The organism is Natrinema thermotolerans (genome assembly GCF_031165565.1).
Lineage (GTDB): Archaea > Halobacteriota > Halobacteria > Halobacteriales > Natrialbaceae > Natrinema > Natrinema thermotolerans.
Genome location: NZ_CP101873.1, coordinates 3,082,627 through 3,097,934, shown reverse-complemented (window position 1 = coordinate 3,097,934; position 15,308 = coordinate 3,082,627). Strand labels below are relative to the sequence as shown.

Below are 15,308 nucleotides of genomic sequence, written 5' to 3'. Positions count from 1 at the left end.
CGTGGGTATCCGACCGGCGAAACAGCGACGAAAAGGGGGATTCGCGTTACTGGAAGCCGATCCGGCTGCCGCGACGACCCGTCGGATCGGGACCGCCGCCGCCACCGCCGCGGAACTCCTCTTCGATCCGCTCGTAGTAGTCGAGAATGTCGTCGGTGATCGTCGGCCGGACGTTCTCCATGGCCTGCCGGAAGTGTCGCATCTCGACGACGTCTGCCTCCTCGTCCTCGCGCAGCGCCTCGATGGCCGCCTCGCGGGCGATCGACTCGAGGTCGCTGCCGACGTAGCCGTCCGTGATCTCGGCGATCTCGCGCAGGGTGACGTCGGCCGCCAGCGGCGTGTCCTGGGTGTGGATCTCGAGGATGCGTTCGCGGCCGTCGACGTCGGGCTGGCCGATCATGACTAGCCGGTCGAAGCGGCCCGAGCGCAGCAGGGCCGGGTCGATCATGTCCGGGCGGTTGGTCGCGCCGATGACCATCACGTCGCCCATGTCCTCTAACCCGTCGAGTTCGGTCAGCAGTTGGTTGACGACCCGCTCGGAGACGTTCGAGCCGGTCTCACCGCCCCGGCCGGGCGCGAGCGCGTCGAGTTCGTCGAAGAAGATGACCGTCGGCGAGACCTGCCGGGCCTTGCGGAAGGTCTGGCGGATGGCTTTCTCCGATTCACCGACCCACTTCGAAAGCAGCTGCGGGCCACGCACCGAGATGAAGTTGGCGTTGGTCTCGTTGGCGACGGCTTTCGCCATCAGCGTCTTCCCGGTGCCAGGCGGGCCATACAGCAAGACGCCGGCAGGCGGGTCGACGCCGAGCCGATCGAACCGCTCGGGGTTCGAGAGCGGCCACTCGACCGATTCCTGGACCTGGTCCTTGGCGTCGTGGAGGCCGCCGACGTCGTCCCAGGAGATCTTCGGCAGCTCCACGAGGACTTCCCGCATTGCCGAGGGTTCGACCTCGTTCAAGGCGCCGCGGAAGTCCTCCCGTTTGACGATCATCCGGTCGATCAGGCTCGGCGGGATGTCCTCCTCGTCGAGATCGATCTCGGGGAGGTACCGGCGTAGCGCCTTCATCGCCGCCTCTTTGGTCAGGCTCTCGATGTCGGCCCCGACGAAACCGTGGGTCTCGTCGGCCAGGTGACCGAGGCTGACGTCGTCCGAGAGGGGCATCCCGCGGGTGTGGATCTGCAGGATCTCCTCGCGGCCCGTCTCGTCGGGGACGCCGATCTCGATCTCGCGGTCGAACCGGCCCGGCCGTCGGAGCGCGGGGTCGACGCTGTCGACGCGGTTAGTCGCCGCGATGACGATGACTTGGCCCCGGGACTCGAGGCCGTCCATCATCGTCAGCAGCTGGGCGACGACGCGGCGCTCGACCTCGCCGGTGACGTCTTCCCGTTTGGGCGCGATGGAGTCGAGTTCGTCGATGAAGATGATCGAGGGCGACTCCTCGGTCGCGTCCTCGAAGATCTCCCTGAGTTGCTGTTCGGACTCGCCGTAGTACTTCGAGATGATCTCCGGCCCGGCGATAGAGAAGAAACTGGCGGAGGTCTCGTTGGCGACCGCTTTGGCCAGGAGGGTCTTCCCGGTGCCCGGCGGGCCGTGCAGGAGAACCCCCTGTGGCGGCTCGATGCCGAGTTTCTTGAAGATCTGCGGGTGTTTCATCGGGAGTTCGACCATCTCCCTGACCCGCTGGATCTCGTTTTGGAGGCCACCGATGTCCTCGTAGGTGATCCCGCCACCGGTCTTCTCGAAGCCCGAGATCGGCTCCTCGCGGAGTTCGACATCGGTGTCCTCGGTGATGAGGACCACCCCCTCGGGCTCGGTTTCGACGGCGATCAGCGGGATCGCCTGGCCCGGCGACCGCATGAACGGATGGTTCGTCGAGGACATCACCGGAACGATGTCGCGACCGACGACCGGCCGCTTTAAGATCTGGCGTTTCACCATGCCGGCGGCGTCGGAGCCGAACTGGACCGACGCCTCCTCCGGCGGCGCGAGGACGAGCTTGTCGGCTTTCGTCGCCTCGGCCTTGCGGATCGTCACCCGCTCGCCGATACCGACGTCGGCGTTCTGGCGCGTGAAGCCGTCGATGCGGACGGTGTCGGTGTTCCAGTCCTGCCGGTCGGCACGCCAGACCTTCGCGGCAGTGGTGTCTGCACCCTCGATCTCGATGATGTCGCCCGGACTCAGCTTCAGATGCAACAGCGTGTCCGGGTCGAGTCGGGCGATACCACGACCCGAATCGTTCGGGTACGCCTTCGCAACCTCCAGTTGGACTTCGTTCATGATTTGGGGACGGCGATGTAATTGACTCCGATTCGTGCGCGGATAGGTTTTTTGCTAGGGTGAGTCATTTCCTGTGCTAGTATCTACCATACTCACGTCGGACGGGCGGTTACAAAGATGTACCGGCCTCGGTTGGTTTTGGCCCTATCGATACCGCCCCTCGAGCGAGGAGAGATGGCTTTTTGCGTTTTCCGCGCCGAGAACTGGCATGCGAGTCCTCGCGTTCGACGGCCGGATGGGAGCCAGCGGCGATATGATCCTTGCCGCGCTCATAGACGCCGGTGCCGACGCCGACGTCCTCGAGCCGGTAACCGAGGCACTGCCGGTGGCCTACCGGATCGACGACACCGAAAAGACCGGGATCGCGGCCACGACGGCCGACGTCGTCTTCCCCGACGACGATCACGCACACGACCACGATCACGCCGACACGGACGGTGCGCACGGTCACGATCATTCCCACGGCCACGATCATTCGCACGACCAGGCCGACACGGAGGGCGGGCACACACACGAGACGGCAGGCGACGGTACCGACACCCCCGCAGAGGGCCACGGCCCCCATCGCAGCTACCGCGAGGTCTGCGAGATCGTTCGGGAAATGGACCTCGAGCCGGCAGTCGAGCGCGACGCGCTCGCGATCTTCGAACTGCTCGGCGAGGCCGAGGCCGCCGTCCACGGCGCAGACCTCGAGTCGATCCACTTCCACGAGGTCGGGGCCGACGACGCGATCGCGGACGTGGTCGGCGCGGCGGCCCTGTTGCACGACCTCGAGCCCGATCGCGTCGTCACGACCCCGCTTGCGACCGGCGGCGGGACGGTCTCGATGAGCCACGGCGAGTACCCCGTCCCCACGCCGGCGGTGGTCGAACTCGCCCAGTGGGCCGACTGGTCGCTGCGGGGCGGCCCCGTCGACGCCGAACTCCTGACGCCGACCGGCGCAGCGATCCTGGCGCACGTCGCCGACGGCGTCGATTCGCTGCCCGCGCTGGATCTCGAGGCATCGGGCTACGGCGCGGGCGGCTACGATCTCGACCCCCACCCGAACGTCCTCCGCGCGCTGATCGGGGTCGGCGAGGGAGAACTGGTGAAAGACGACATCGCCGTCCTCGAGACGAACCTCGACGACGCGACGCCGGAAGTGCTGGGTGGCCTGCAGGAGACGCTCTCGGACGCGGGCGCGCGAGACGTGTCGATCCTGCCCGCGACGATGAAGAAGTCTCGGCCCGGGCATCTGGTGAAGGTCATTTGTAAACCGGCAGATCGGGAACGGGTCGCTCGAGCGCTGGCCGAGGAGACCGGGACGCTCGGCGTCCGGGATTCGGGGGCCACACACCGATGGATCGCCGAGCGGGAGTTCGAGACGGTGACGCTCGAGATCGACGGCGAGGAGTACGAGGTCAGCGTGAAAATCGCCAGCGATGCTGACGGTGATGTCTACGATGTGAGTGCGGAGTACGACGACGCGAAGGCAGTAGCTCGTAAGAGCGATAATTCGATCCGCGAAGTGGTTCATCAAGCAGAATCCGATGTTATAGCTGACTTGGAATAGAGGGCCACGAGCAGATAGATCTCCAATCGGGTTATAGAGTCCGGTCCAAGTTACCGGATAAAATAAAACCGAATAGGAGGAATTACAGCGTTATTAGCTGAGGATTCCAGCTTCGATCAGGAGTTCGATAATGCTGTCACCGCCGTTGTCGCCGTTGTCACCGTTGTCGCCGTTGTCACCGTTGTCGCCGTTGTCGCCGTTGTCGCCGTTGTCGCCGTCGTCGCCGTCGTCGCCGTTGTCGCCGTCGTCGCCGTCGTCGCCGTTGTCGCCGTTGTCGCCGTTGTCGCCGTCGTCGCCGTCGTCGCCGTTGTCGCCGTCGTCGGCACCGTCACCGAAATCGACGTCAATATCGTGGCCTGCGTCAGCAGCTTGGGTACCGCTCTGGCTGACATTGACGTCACCATCGGTGGTCGCCGTCTGTGCGTTCTGGTTCTGTTGTTGGTTCACCTGAACGCCACCGATGTTATCGTCCTGATTATTATCGTTTATCTGTGCGACTTCTTGGTCTTGATCGACGCTATGTGTTTCTACGTACGTGGAGGTGTCCCCTAGATCATCGAGTTCTCCTTGGGTTTCGACTTCAGCGTCGTTATTGTCATCGTCGTAGTCTCCGGCCGCGGCTGTTCCAGCAGCCCCCATGAAAGCGAGGCCGCCGATCACTGCTATCGTCAGTGCGAGCGTGAGTGCGCGTTTCATTGGTTCGGTCACCGTGTGTGGGCACCACGCGTCGCCACACTGGGGAGACTCTCGAGGGGGCTCCCTCGAGCGACAGTGCTGTCGCTAGTGGCGAATGCGGCTGTCGTCTCCCGGTCGCTCCCCGCTGTGGCGCGTTGCCCGGTCGCTACTCATCACGGGGACCCATTTGAATCCGGCAAACGGTTTCGAGCCGAATAGCGGCATTAGAAAACCTGATACGTCCGTTTATGCGTCCAGGGTAACCGTTCAGCGACCGTAACCAACAACGTGTCGTCGTTTCGACGACCCTATTCGGACTTCCCTCAGCGTTTCGAGGACGGGATTCCGCGCCCCCGTTGCCGAAATCCGCGGTGTGAAACGGTTGTTGATCCGTTTCGCGGCGCTAATACCCGCATTCGATCCCTGAAACGATCAGTAAGCAGATCAATGGCGCGCCAAAGCATTCCTCAATTTTCATTTTCAGTCGAGTGGCGATAAATACGCCCAGACAGGTTCGAGCAAGACGGTTCGGTGAACCGAAGCCGCCGATTTCTCCCCGTAAGTAGCCCCCTTCGGTCCCATAGGCGACTTCATACTCCGGCCAACCTGTCGATAACAAAGTCTGTAATGGGAGAACGGGGGTTTGCGTTGCACAGTTACAGAAACGAAAGACAATCACGACGAATATCAAACACTCAATGACAACCGATACGACGAGACGATCACGAGCTACGACGGTTCTTATGGCCTGTATGCTGGCCTTGTCGATGGCGATGGCTGGCGTCCCGGCCGCGTCCGCGGGCGGTGACGCCGCGTCCAACAGTGACACGGTACACACGCTCGAGGACGGCGACGAGCTGTATCTGGTCTTTGGCGCCGACCTCGGCGATATGTCGCTCGAGGAGTACGTCGAACAACACGCGGACGGGACGAGCAGCTCGGCCGCCGAAGTCATCCAGCACCAAGACGTCGATCAAGTCAACATCAACGAACAGGGGTCGGCGGTCTCGGTCTCGATCGACGGCGGCCAGGCGACGGCCGTCCAGGAGGCCAACCAGCAGAACGACAACGTCCAGACCGGTGAGGCAACGGCCGGCAACGTCGAGGTTCGAACCGCACAGACGCAGTTCGAAAACGTCGGCGAGGTCAACATCATCATCGGCAACGGTGGCGACCAGCAGTTCGACGGCTGGGGCATCAAAGACGAGAAGGGCGACGACGAGACGGTCACCCAGGAAGCCATCGCCGGCGTGACCCAGTCCCAGACGGTCGGTCAGGTCAACTACAACAACCAGAGTACCGCGTTCGCGTACGCCATGAACGACAGCGAGGCGACCGCGCTCCAGCAGTCCTACCAGCGCAACGAGAACCTCCAAGAGGGCATGGCCAACGCCTCGAACGTCTACCTCGGTGACGGCGAGTTCGGACACGCGAAGGACAAGTCCGGCGACGACGGTCCCGGTGTCGGCCAGAGTGCCGAAGCACTCGTCAACCAGTCACAAGACGTCGCCCAGCAGAACGTCAACGAACAGGGCGGTGCGGTTGCCATCGCGATCGGCGAAAACAGCACTGCCACGGCGATTCAGTTCACCGACCAGAGCAACCTCAACGAGCAGTTCGGTAGCGCAACCGCCTCGAACCTGATGGTCTCGTCCCTCGGGATGAACGTCGCCACCGCCGGCGATGTCGACGGCGACGTCCTCTCGACCACGACTGACGCACACAAGCCCGACAAGAAGGACAAGAACGACAACGTGAACGACACCGAACAGACCGCTACCGCGGGTATTGCCCAAGAACAGGCGGTCGAACAGCAGAACATCAACTTCCAGAACACCGCGATGGCACTCGCGGAGAACGGCAGTGAGGCCACCGCGATCCAGCTCGCCTACCAGCAGAACTACAACGCACAGGTCGCCTATGCCGACGCGCTCAACGTCTACGCGAGCCCGGGCTACGTCTCCGACGACGTCACTCGGACCTCGAGTACGACCGTCACGGTCGACGGGAACGCGGGCATGGGCGCCGGCACGTCGTACGACTACGCCGGGAACGCCACGCAGACGAACGACGTCGAGCAAGAGGCCAGCGCCGCGATCGCCCAGCAGCAGATCATCACGCAGCAGAACCTGAACGAACAGCACAGCTCCATCGCAGTCGCCGAAGACGGCGGCAGCGCCGGGAGTTCACAGATCAGCATGCAGGAGAACGAGAACGTCCAGCTCACGTCGGTCGCCTCGACGAACACCTGGGTCGGCGCGTAACCTCTCGATCCGTCACACGGTCGGTTTTCGACCGCAGTGACCGACGTATCCGTTTCTTTTGTCCGGTTTTCCGACGCTACGACGACGGCTCCGAGCCGTCGGTGTCGTCCGTCTCGCGCGACTCGGTTTCCGAGCCAGTTCCATCGTTGCGGTGTTCCGCGAGCGCCTCGTCGATCGTCAACTCGCCGGCGGCGACCCGCCGGGCCAGTGCCTCGTCGATCGCCCGGTTGTGTTCGCTTCGCTCGCGCGAGCGGTCCTTGATGACCTGAATCTCCCCTTCCGTCGGCTCGATCTCGCGGGCGTCGACGACCTCTCCCTCGAGGCGAGCGATGTTGACCGCGGCCAGCACGTCGCCCATCCCCCGCGAGCCCGTTCCCAGATAGGGGGTCGTCCCCGTCTCGTCGACGAGTTCGACCCGGACGTCCTCGAGGTCGGTGACGAGTTTCGCGCCCTCGAGGCGGGAGCCGTCGCCGATCCGGACGACCGGCGAGGGCGCGTCGCTGGCCTCGCGTTCGATCACGTCGACGGCGTCGGAGAGCGGGACCTGAAAGGCGGCGACGACCGTCTCGCCGGTGAGGACGGCGATGCCGGGTTTGCGACCGGGGTCGACGCCGATGATCGTCCGACCGCCGTCGCCGCGGACGGCCGCCAGCGCCCGGTCGACCGCGCGCCGGGGGTCGTCCGGATCGGCGACGACGGTCGTCGCGTTCGCGAAGGCATCGGCGTTGTCCCCGTCGGTGATGACGACGGCCGCCCGGTCCGGTAGCTCTTCATCGAGTTCGATGGTCGTAAACGTCGTTCCGCGGTCGCGAAGTTCGTTGACGACACCGTGGTACACCTCGAAGTCCGCCGTAGCGACGACGATCACGGGCGACTTTCGCCCCCATCGGAGATAAACGTACGCGAACGGATTCCATCGTCGAGACGAGCGGTCGGAGTCGCGAGCGCCGACAGTATCGGGCCACGATCGCCCGCGAGGCGGAGGCGAAGTCCTGCCCCGGCCGTTCCGGGGCCTTTTTGCGCGTCCCCAGTCAACTCGAACCGTGACCGACGAGGCGATCCCGACCGGCTGTGGCCCGGTCGACGAGTTGCTCGACGGGGGGTTCGAACGCGGGACCGTCACGCAGTTGTACGGCCCGCCGGCGGCCGGGAAGACGAACCTCGCGCTGTCTGCCGCCGTCCAGACGGCCGTCGACGGAGGGACCGTCGTCTACATCGATACCGAAGGCGTCTCGGTCGACCGCTTCCAGCAGTTGCTCGAGGGGAGCGTCGACGGGGAAGACCTCGAGGCCGTCGCCTCGCGGATCGTCATCGAAGACGCCGTCGATTTCGAGGAACAGGCCGAGGCCGTCCGCGACGCCGAGGGGTTCGCCGAGCGCGCCGAGTTGATCGTCCTCGATAGCGCGACGGGCTTTTACCGGCTCGAGCGGACCGCCGACGGCGACGAGGGGGAAGCGCTGCGAAGCGTCACCCGACAGGTGACCCATCTGCTCTCGCTCGCGCGCAAACACGATCTCGCGGTCGTGCTGACGAATCAGGTCTTTTCGGACCCGGACTCGGACCGGACCCGTGGGCTGGGCGGCAACACGTTGGAACACTGGACCGGGACCGTCGTCCGCTTGGAGCGGTTCCGGGGCGGGAACCGACGCGCGACGCTGGAGAAACACCGCTCGAAGCCGGCCGGTGAGTCGGTTCAGTTCCGGATTACGGATCGGGGGCTCGAGGGCGGCGAGGAGTCGGCGCGACATTGAGCCACCTCCGGCCGGCCGATGGTCGGTGTCCAGTCCGGAGTTGGAAAAACGAACCCGGGGTCGATGTCGACGCTACAGTTCGTTGAGTTTCCGCAGGAGCTGGCCGCGGTACTCCTCGTCGCTGGTGACGCCCTTGAGTTCGAGGACGTTGCGCTCGAGTTTATCGAGCGCGACGCGGAAGGCGTTCTCCGAGCCGTAGCCCTCACCGGTGCCGGCGACTTGGCCCTTGTTAGTACGCAGTCGGATCTGTGACTGCACGAGCGGCGTGCCGCGGAGTCGCTCTTGGTGTTCCTTGAATCGAACGTGGGCGTGCATCACCTGCATGTCCTGGTACTTGTCGACGACGTCCTCGATGTTCTCGACGATCCCTTCTCGAGTGATGGTATCGAGCATCGAGATGTTGGTGATCTGGACGTCCATGTGTTCCTCCTCGGTGAAGGTCAGCGCCCGCAGGACGTCGGTCTTGGTGATGACGCCGATGACGACCCGGTCGTCGTCGGCCGGCGTGACCATCAGCCCCGCGTAGTCGTTGCCCAGCATCCGCTCGACGGCAGCCTCCGCGGTCGTGTCCAGCGTGGTCGTCTCGACGGGGCTGGTCATGATGTCGTAGACCGGCACGTCGAGCAACCGATCGGAGTCGCCGACCCGATCGCCCGTCGTCGTCGTGTGGTTCTCCCGGATGACGAAGTCGGCGATGTCGTGGGTCGTGACGACCCCAGCGAGGAAGCCGTTCTCGTTCATCACGGGCAGGCGGGAGATGCCGTGTTCGCGCAGGAGATTGATCGCCTTGCCGATCCCGTCGTCCTCGGTGACCGTGACCGGGTCGGCGGTGTAGATGTCCTCGACGGTCAGCGCGTCGAGGTTCTCCAGTACTGCCTCGAGGATCGCGTCGTCGGTGATGACCCCCCACAGCTCGCCGTTCTCGAAGACCGGCGCGACCTTCGCGTTGCTCTCGACGAGGACGCGGGCGGTCTCCCGGACGTCTTCCTGGCGGTCGACCTTGGGCGATGGCGTACTCCGACTGGGCTTCGTGAGTGCCGCCACCTTGGCGTCGTCCTCGACGTGGGACTGGAGGATCTCCCGCTCGCTGATGACCCCCTCGTAGTCCCCGTCGTTCATGACGATAATTCCCTTGGGGTTGCCGTCCTCGAACATGGACCGGACTTTCCCCATTCGCGTCCCGACGTCGACTTCGATGAACTCCGTGGTGGCGATATCAGCGATATTCATCCTTCTACGTGAACGTAGTGCCGCCGGGGTATTTAAGATACTGCCCGTTTTATCCGGGTGGATCCAGCCCGGGTGTTTTTATACTGGCCGTTGAATGGCCGTCGATGTTCGACATCAGCGTCTTCGGACGCTACACCTACCTCGTCACCGAGATCGTCTGGGGGGCCGTCGCTGCCCTCCTGTTGCGCCGGGCCAACGCCGTCCGGAAGGCCGCCGTGACCATCCTCGCGCTGTACCCCATCGCCTACGTCTGGGACCGGTATACCCTCGCCGTCGGCGTCTTCGATATCAAACTCCGGACCGGGATCGACGTCGCCGGCATCCCGCTCGAGGAACACCTGTTCATGGCGGTCGTCCCCGGTCTCGTGATCGGCATGCACGAGACGATCTTCGGCGACGGGGCGGACGGGGTCGCGGTCACGGACCCGTAATCGGTCCCTACCGCTCTCACTCGCTGTAGTCCGTCCCGACGCTCTTGTACCGGCGAGTCGACGGTCGATCCGATGGATGGGAGCCGGTCCGACGGAACGGGACACGACCGCGCCCGGCGGTGCGACCGGGCACTGCTTCGGGGACTCCTGAGTCTCCTCGTCGCGATCGCGCTCGTCGTCTCCCTCGCCGTCGGAACCGCCGTGTTCGCCCCGCAGGTGACCGACGGGCTCGGCCTCGGCGAGGGGCCCGCGCCCAGTTCCGAGCCGCCGCCGGCCGGCGAACGCAATCCGCCGGTAACGGATCCCGACGACCCGGGTACGACCCGGTACGAAACCGACGTCGAGACGATCACCTCGCCGACCGTCGAGGACTTCGTCCACGCCGAGATCAACGAGCGGCGGGCCGAACACGGCCTCGAGCCCCTCGAGTGGGACGGGACCGCCGCGTCGGTGGCTCGCGCACACACTCGCGACATGGGCCAGCGGGACTACTTCGCACATACGAACCCCGACGGCGAGGGGCCGTACGATCGCTTCAGAGACGTCGACGACTACTGTCGGGCCTACGGCGAGAACATCGCCATGACCTGGGTCGATCGACGCGTCGAACGACCGACCGGCGGGGTCGTTCGCTACGAAACGGCCGAGGCCCTCGCGATCGGTCTGGTCGATCAGTGGATGAACTCCACCGATCACCGGCGGGCGATCCTCGAGGAGGGCGAGACGCCAACGTGGGATCGGGCGGGGGTCGGCGTCTACATCGACGAGGACGGCGCAGTCTACGCCGGCCAGAACTTCTGTCGCGAGTGGTAAGCATCGCCACGGGCACGAGTCGGTCGGCGGCTGCCGCTCTCCCCGATACCGGACGACAGGAACTGCGAACGATTTACACGTTCATAGTCCAGACCGTCGTACGAACTGTATGGAGCTTCCGGAGACGGTCACGACGATCTATCGGACGGCGAGCGACCGCGATCTAACCTTTCTCGCGGCCGGCTTCGCTTACTACGCGTTCGTGTCGCTGATCCCGCTGGTCCTGCTCGCACTCGTCGTCGGCTCGCTGCTGGGCGGCGAGGCGGCCGCCGAGCGGCTGATCACTGTCGCCGGGGACTTCCTCCCGGCGTCGGGCGAAGACCTCGTTACCGAAGCCCTGACGACCGAATCGGGACGGGCCGAGGCGACCGTCGTCGCGCTCGTCGTCGCCGCCTGGGGTGCGCTCAAGGTCTTTCGAGGGCTGAGTCTCGCGTTCGACAAGGTCTACGACGAGGTCACCGAAGAGAGCCTCGTCGGACAGCTCGTGGACGGACTGACGGTACTCGTCGCGGGCGCGGGCGCGATCGCGCTGATGATCGGGATCGGGGCAGCGCTCAGGCTCGTCACCGGTACCGTGCCGTTAGCCGACTTCCTCGGCTGGCTCATCCTGCTTGCCGGGCTCATCCTCGTCTTCTTGCCGATCTACTACGTCCTGCCGCCGATCCCCGTCGACGTGGCCGAGATCCTGCCGGGCGTGGTCTTCGCCGCCGTCGGGTGGACCATCCTCCAGTTCGGGTTCCAGCTGTACGCGGCCAACGCCGCCCAGTACGAGGCCTACGGGGCACTCGGTGCCGTGTTGTTGTTTGTTACCTGGCTCTACTTCGCGGGCATCATCATTCTGATCGGGGCCGTCCTCAACGTCGTCCGGGCGAACCCGGCGCTCGCGGAGTGATTCGCCCCCGCCGTCCGGACACAGCTACGGACCCGCCGTTCGACCACCGACAGGGGAAGGATTATGTCGTCGGCAGCGACAGCCACCACCATGAGCGACGAGCGACAATCCGGTCCCTCCACGGCCGACGAGACGGACGCGGCCGACGCCGACTCGGACGACGCCTTAGAGCCCGGCGGCGGTCCCCAGCGGGTCGTCTCCGAGGAAAGCGTCGACGACATCCTCGAGTCGCTGGATTCGACCCGGTCGGATCCCGACTCGAGCGATGGGAACGCCGGCTCGAGCGACGAGGCCGACGATACGGCGACCAGCGAGTCCGTGACGGCTGCGTTCGACGAGGACGACGTTCCGACAACCGATCCCGTGACCGACGACGGCGACGACGAGCAGTCGTCGGCGCGAACGGACACCGCTCCGGCCGACTCCACGGCCGCCGAACCGACCCCGGAGCCGAGTGCGGGCGAGGGTCGCGACAGCACGTCCGCGGACGCCACTGAGACGGAGCCGACGTCGATCGACGACGCTGCCGCTTCGATCCCGGACGACGCCGACCTCGAGGACCTCGCGGCCCGCGTCGAGGCGGGCGACGTGACCGGCGCGGACGTCCGCGCGGCCGAGGCCGGCGAAGGCCGCGAATCGACCCCCGAGATCGACGATGTCGATCTCTCGATGGACGACCTCGAGACGACGGCCGCGTCGGGGTCGGCGGACGACGACTGGCCCGACGACGCCGGCCCACTCGCCGGCTCGGTCGATCGCGACGGAAACGGCGACGGAAGCGACGACGCGTCCGACGACACCCCCGGTCTGCTCGGGCGGCTCAAACGCTTCTTTTCGCCGTAACGCGGCGTCAGCTTGTGATCCTTGCTCGAAGGAGCGCCCGCAGTCACTCAGCCGACCAGTGTAATGAGGACGAACAGCGTCGCGATCGAGGACAGCGTCGTGACGAAGACGTTCAGCGACGCGAACTCCGGGTCGCCGCCGAGTTCGCTCGCGAAGACGAACGTCGAGACGGCCGTCGGCGTGCCGAGCATCACGACGCTGGCGATAAACGTCGCGGTGTCGACGGCCAGCGCGGAGAAGACGAGCCACGCGAGGGCCGGCATCACCACGACCTTGCAGGCGACGACGGCCGCGGTCGTGGCCGCGTCGATCGAGGACCGGTCGATGTCCAGCGATGCGCCAACACAGAGCAACGCGACGGGCAGCGCCAGCGACCCGACGGCGTCGAGACCGACGGCGACAGGTGACGGCACCCCGAGCCCGAGCGACCCGATCGTCAATCCGGCAAGCAGCGTCACGAGGACGGGGTTCGTCGCGAGTCGCCGCAGTTCGCCGGTAACCGTCGCGCCGGCCGCGTTAAGTGTCGAAAGGATGACGACCGTCAGCGGGACCTGAGTCAGTGAGACGACGCCGAGTACCACGCTCGCGATCGCCGTGACCGTCGGATCGAACGTCGCGGCGACCAGCGGCAATCCCAGATAGCCCAGGTTGGAGTGATACGACTGCACGATCGCGACGCTTCGGCGCGCGCTCGAGTCCCGATGCCAGTGGACGACCCAGGCGACCCCCGCGGTTCCGAAGACGACGAGCAAGAGCCCGCCGAGCAGCGCCGGCGAGAGCAACGTGGCGATCGAGCGATCGAACGTCGAAACGAAAATCAGTGCCGGGAGCGCGACGTAGTAGGCGAGGTCGTTCAACAGCGCGGTCCGGCGGTCGTCGAGGACGCCGATCGCTCGGATGCCCGCGCCGCCCACCAGGACGACGAGCAGTGCTAACAGCCGACCGACGACCTCCATACCCCGTCCCAGTCGGTTCCGTGGTTTGTACCGTTCGATCCGGTTCAACGGGGTTTTATAATAGATAACGGGACTGGTATACGATCATGACTGTAAATCGCCGTGACGTGTTGAAGCTCACGGGTGTTTCGATGGCAGCGGGTGCCGCCGGCTGTCTCGGTTCCGGCGACGAGAGCGGCAACGGGAACGAAGACGGCGAGGACTCACCGCCGACGTACGCGCAGTGGCTCACCACCGACGACGAGGGCGCGGTCGGGTTCATCTACATCGACTGGTCGGACTTCGAGGACTCCGAAAGCGACGACGAGACGCAGGACGACGAACTGGGCGAAGAGTATCAGAACGACCCGATGATGGGACTGCCGATGGCCGGAACGATCGCGGCGGGGTTCGCCATCGGGTTCGGTCTCAGTTCGTACGGGCTCACCGGCGTCCTCGAGGCGACCGACTCCGAGGACGTGGAATCGCTCGAGTCGAGCGCCAACGCGACGCTCGTGACGAATCAGGCGGTCGTCCTGCCCGGCGATATCGACACCGACGAAGTGGCCGATATCCTCACCGCCGAACCCGAGTCCGCGTTCGCGAGGCAGTACGAGCGAACTGATGGGATCGACGAGTACGACATCTTCACCCCCGCCGACGGGAGTTCCGACGCGATCGCCGTCGGCGAGGGCGCGATCGTCTTCGTCAGCGGCAACGAGATCGCCGATCCCGTCGCCGCGGTCAAGACGCCGATCGAGGCCGCCGCGGGCGACGCCGAACGGGCGACCGAAGCGGTCGCGGACGTCGAGTGGTTCCTCTCGGCTGCCGGTCATGGTACCGTCGCATACGGGGGCTACGGTGACGAGTTCGAGACCAACCCCAGCGGCGACAGCGGTACTAGCGGTGACGGGATGTTCTCGGACGTGGAATACACCGAACTCGAGGGACTCGAGGGCGGGGTCAGCACGCTGTCGTTCGACGGCGACGGCGGCGGTTCCGGCGAGTTCGCCGCCGTTCTCGGCGACGCGGACGCGAGCGCGCTCGAGGAGTCGCTCGGCGCCTCCGCGGACGAGCGTTCGGTCGACGTCAGCGACGGTCGAGTGACCGCCTCGGCGACCTGGAACTCGGCGACCTGGAACGACGGCGAGTAAGCACCGCGACGAAAGCGACGCCTTCGATGGCGATTCTGCCCGACGGAAGACGCGGACTTCCGACGGGATCGCCCGTCTAGGGGTCGGCTCTTCGAAATCAACTGCTTCTCGAGAACGACGCCTCGAGCGGCGGGTCCCGCCAGTCGAAATCGCGGACGACTACCTCGACGTGATCTCGAGTTCGGTCGCAACCAGCGCTCGAGCCGTAGAAGTGGGGTAGAGCGGATTTGAACCACGTCGAGACGGTCGCCCTCACTACGTTCGGGCGCTGCGGCTCGCCTCGTTCAATCTGCCCGTAACAATCGTTCGAGCGACGCGCTCGTCGCTCAGTTCCTCACGATTTGTCGCTCGAAAAAATGGGTTGGAGCAGATTTGAACTGCCGGCCTCCTCCATGTCAAGGAGGTGTCGTAACCAGACTAGACCACCAACCCTGGTTCGACCTTCGTCCGTGGCCTGCGTCGCCACGTCCGCTGCACTCAATCGTTGCCG

13 protein-coding genes and 1 tRNA gene are annotated in these 15,308 nt (G+C 65.3%); 8 read left to right on the top strand and 6 right to left on the bottom strand.

Annotated elements, in window-relative coordinates:
* Nucleotides 1-46: 46 nt before the first annotated feature.
* A complete protein-coding gene (locus NP511_RS15990) occupies nucleotides 47-2,278 on the bottom strand; it encodes a CDC48 family AAA ATPase (RefSeq protein WP_006179730.1) in 2,232 nt (743 codons plus the stop codon).
* A 208-nt stretch (nucleotides 2,279-2,486) separates the two neighbouring features.
* Between NP511_RS15990 and larC the strand changes: the two genes are divergently transcribed.
* A complete protein-coding gene (gene larC, locus NP511_RS15985; RefSeq protein ID WP_049966265.1) occupies nucleotides 2,487-3,830 on the top strand; it encodes a nickel pincer cofactor biosynthesis protein LarC in 1,344 nt (447 codons plus the stop codon).
* Between the two features lie 93 nt (nucleotides 3,831-3,923).
* On the opposite strand, the gene NP511_RS15980 is transcribed toward larC, so the two are convergent.
* Nucleotides 3,924-4,490 carry a hypothetical protein gene (locus NP511_RS15980; RefSeq protein WP_308986940.1) on the bottom strand — a complete coding sequence of 189 codons (567 nt, stop codon included), beginning with the start codon at nucleotides 4,488-4,490 and terminating at the stop codon, nucleotides 3,924-3,926.
* Between the two features lie 758 nt (nucleotides 4,491-5,248).
* On the opposite strand from NP511_RS15980, the gene NP511_RS15975 reads away from it, so the two are divergent.
* Complete coding sequence (locus NP511_RS15975; RefSeq protein WP_049966263.1) at nucleotides 5,249-6,769, top strand: hypothetical protein; 1,521 nt, start codon at nucleotides 5,249-5,251, stop codon at nucleotides 6,767-6,769.
* Between the two features lie 76 nt (nucleotides 6,770-6,845).
* On the opposite strand, the gene NP511_RS15970 is transcribed toward NP511_RS15975, so the two are convergent.
* Nucleotides 6,846-7,637 (bottom strand): hypothetical protein, encoded by a 792-nt coding sequence (locus NP511_RS15970; protein ID WP_006649344.1) that lies wholly within the window; start codon nucleotides 7,635-7,637, stop codon nucleotides 6,846-6,848.
* Between the two features lie 175 nt (nucleotides 7,638-7,812).
* Between NP511_RS15970 and radB the strand changes: the two genes are divergently transcribed.
* Entirely contained in the window at nucleotides 7,813-8,520 is a 708-nt protein-coding gene (gene radB / locus NP511_RS15965; protein ID WP_006649343.1) for a DNA repair and recombination protein RadB, read from the top strand.
* A gap of 72 nt (nucleotides 8,521-8,592) precedes the next feature.
* On the opposite strand, the gene NP511_RS15960 is transcribed toward radB, so the two are convergent.
* Nucleotides 8,593-9,750, bottom strand: a complete 1,158-nt coding sequence (locus NP511_RS15960; RefSeq protein ID WP_006649342.1) for a CBS domain-containing protein — start codon at nucleotides 9,748-9,750, stop codon at nucleotides 8,593-8,595.
* 104 nt (nucleotides 9,751-9,854) lie between these two features.
* On the opposite strand from NP511_RS15960, the gene NP511_RS15955 reads away from it, so the two are divergent.
* The 4 genes from NP511_RS15955 to NP511_RS15940 all read left to right on the top strand — a co-directional run bounded on the left by NP511_RS15955 (nucleotide 9,855) and on the right by NP511_RS15940 (nucleotide 12,729).
* On the top strand, nucleotides 9,855-10,181 hold the full coding sequence (locus NP511_RS15955; RefSeq protein ID WP_049966262.1) for a lycopene cyclase domain-containing protein: 327 nt from the start codon (nucleotides 9,855-9,857) through the stop codon (nucleotides 10,179-10,181).
* Between the two features lie 72 nt (nucleotides 10,182-10,253).
* On the top strand, nucleotides 10,254-10,994 hold the full coding sequence (locus NP511_RS15950; protein WP_049966261.1) for a CAP domain-containing protein: 741 nt from the start codon (nucleotides 10,254-10,256) through the stop codon (nucleotides 10,992-10,994).
* A 109-nt stretch (nucleotides 10,995-11,103) separates the two neighbouring features.
* Nucleotides 11,104-11,886 carry a YihY/virulence factor BrkB family protein gene (locus tag NP511_RS15945; protein WP_006179740.1) on the top strand — a complete coding sequence of 261 codons (783 nt, stop codon included), beginning with the start codon at nucleotides 11,104-11,106 and terminating at the stop codon, nucleotides 11,884-11,886.
* A gap of 90 nt (nucleotides 11,887-11,976) precedes the next feature.
* Entirely contained in the window at nucleotides 11,977-12,729 is a 753-nt protein-coding gene (locus NP511_RS15940) for a hypothetical protein (RefSeq protein ID WP_049966260.1), read from the top strand.
* 47 nt (nucleotides 12,730-12,776) lie between these two features.
* Here the strand turns inward: NP511_RS15940 and NP511_RS15935 are convergent, their stop codons facing one another.
* Complete coding sequence (locus NP511_RS15935) at nucleotides 12,777-13,685, bottom strand: AEC family transporter (protein ID WP_049966259.1); 909 nt, start codon at nucleotides 13,683-13,685, stop codon at nucleotides 12,777-12,779.
* Nucleotides 13,686-13,771: 86 nt separating this feature from the next.
* On the opposite strand from NP511_RS15935, the gene NP511_RS15930 reads away from it, so the two are divergent.
* The gene (locus tag NP511_RS15930; protein ID WP_233274354.1) at nucleotides 13,772-14,818 is read left to right on the top strand and encodes a hypothetical protein; all 1,047 of its coding nucleotides are present in this window, start codon (nucleotides 13,772-13,774) and stop codon (nucleotides 14,816-14,818) included.
* Nucleotides 14,819-15,175: 357 nt separating this feature from the next.
* Here the strand turns inward: NP511_RS15930 and NP511_RS15925 are convergent.
* Nucleotides 15,176-15,250, bottom strand: a tRNA-Val gene (locus tag NP511_RS15925).
* Between the last annotated feature and the right edge of the window lie 58 nt (nucleotides 15,251-15,308).

Excerpts from the sequence above, each read along its gene's own strand:
- NP511_RS15990 (WP_006179730.1), bottom strand. The coding sequence starts at position 2,278 with ATGAACGAAGTCCAACTGGAGGTTGCGAAGGCGTACCCGAACGATTCG.
- larC (WP_049966265.1), top strand. The coding sequence starts at position 2,487 with ATGCGAGTCCTCGCGTTCGACGGCCGGATGGGAGCCAGCGGCGATATG.
- NP511_RS15975 (WP_049966263.1), top strand. The coding sequence starts at position 5,249 with ATGGCCTGTATGCTGGCCTTGTCGATGGCGATGGCTGGCGTCCCGGCC.
- NP511_RS15960 (WP_006649342.1), bottom strand. The coding sequence starts at position 9,750 with ATGAATATCGCTGATATCGCCACCACGGAGTTCATCGAAGTCGACGTC.
- NP511_RS15955 (WP_049966262.1), top strand. The coding sequence starts at position 9,855 with ATGTTCGACATCAGCGTCTTCGGACGCTACACCTACCTCGTCACCGAG.
- NP511_RS15950 (WP_049966261.1), top strand. The coding sequence starts at position 10,254 with ATGGATGGGAGCCGGTCCGACGGAACGGGACACGACCGCGCCCGGCGG.
- NP511_RS15945 (WP_006179740.1), top strand. The coding sequence starts at position 11,104 with ATGGAGCTTCCGGAGACGGTCACGACGATCTATCGGACGGCGAGCGAC.
- NP511_RS15940 (WP_049966260.1), top strand. The coding sequence starts at position 11,977 with ATGAGCGACGAGCGACAATCCGGTCCCTCCACGGCCGACGAGACGGAC.
- NP511_RS15935 (WP_049966259.1), bottom strand. The coding sequence starts at position 13,685 with ATGGAGGTCGTCGGTCGGCTGTTAGCACTGCTCGTCGTCCTGGTGGGC.
- NP511_RS15930 (WP_233274354.1), top strand. The coding sequence starts at position 13,772 with ATGACTGTAAATCGCCGTGACGTGTTGAAGCTCACGGGTGTTTCGATG.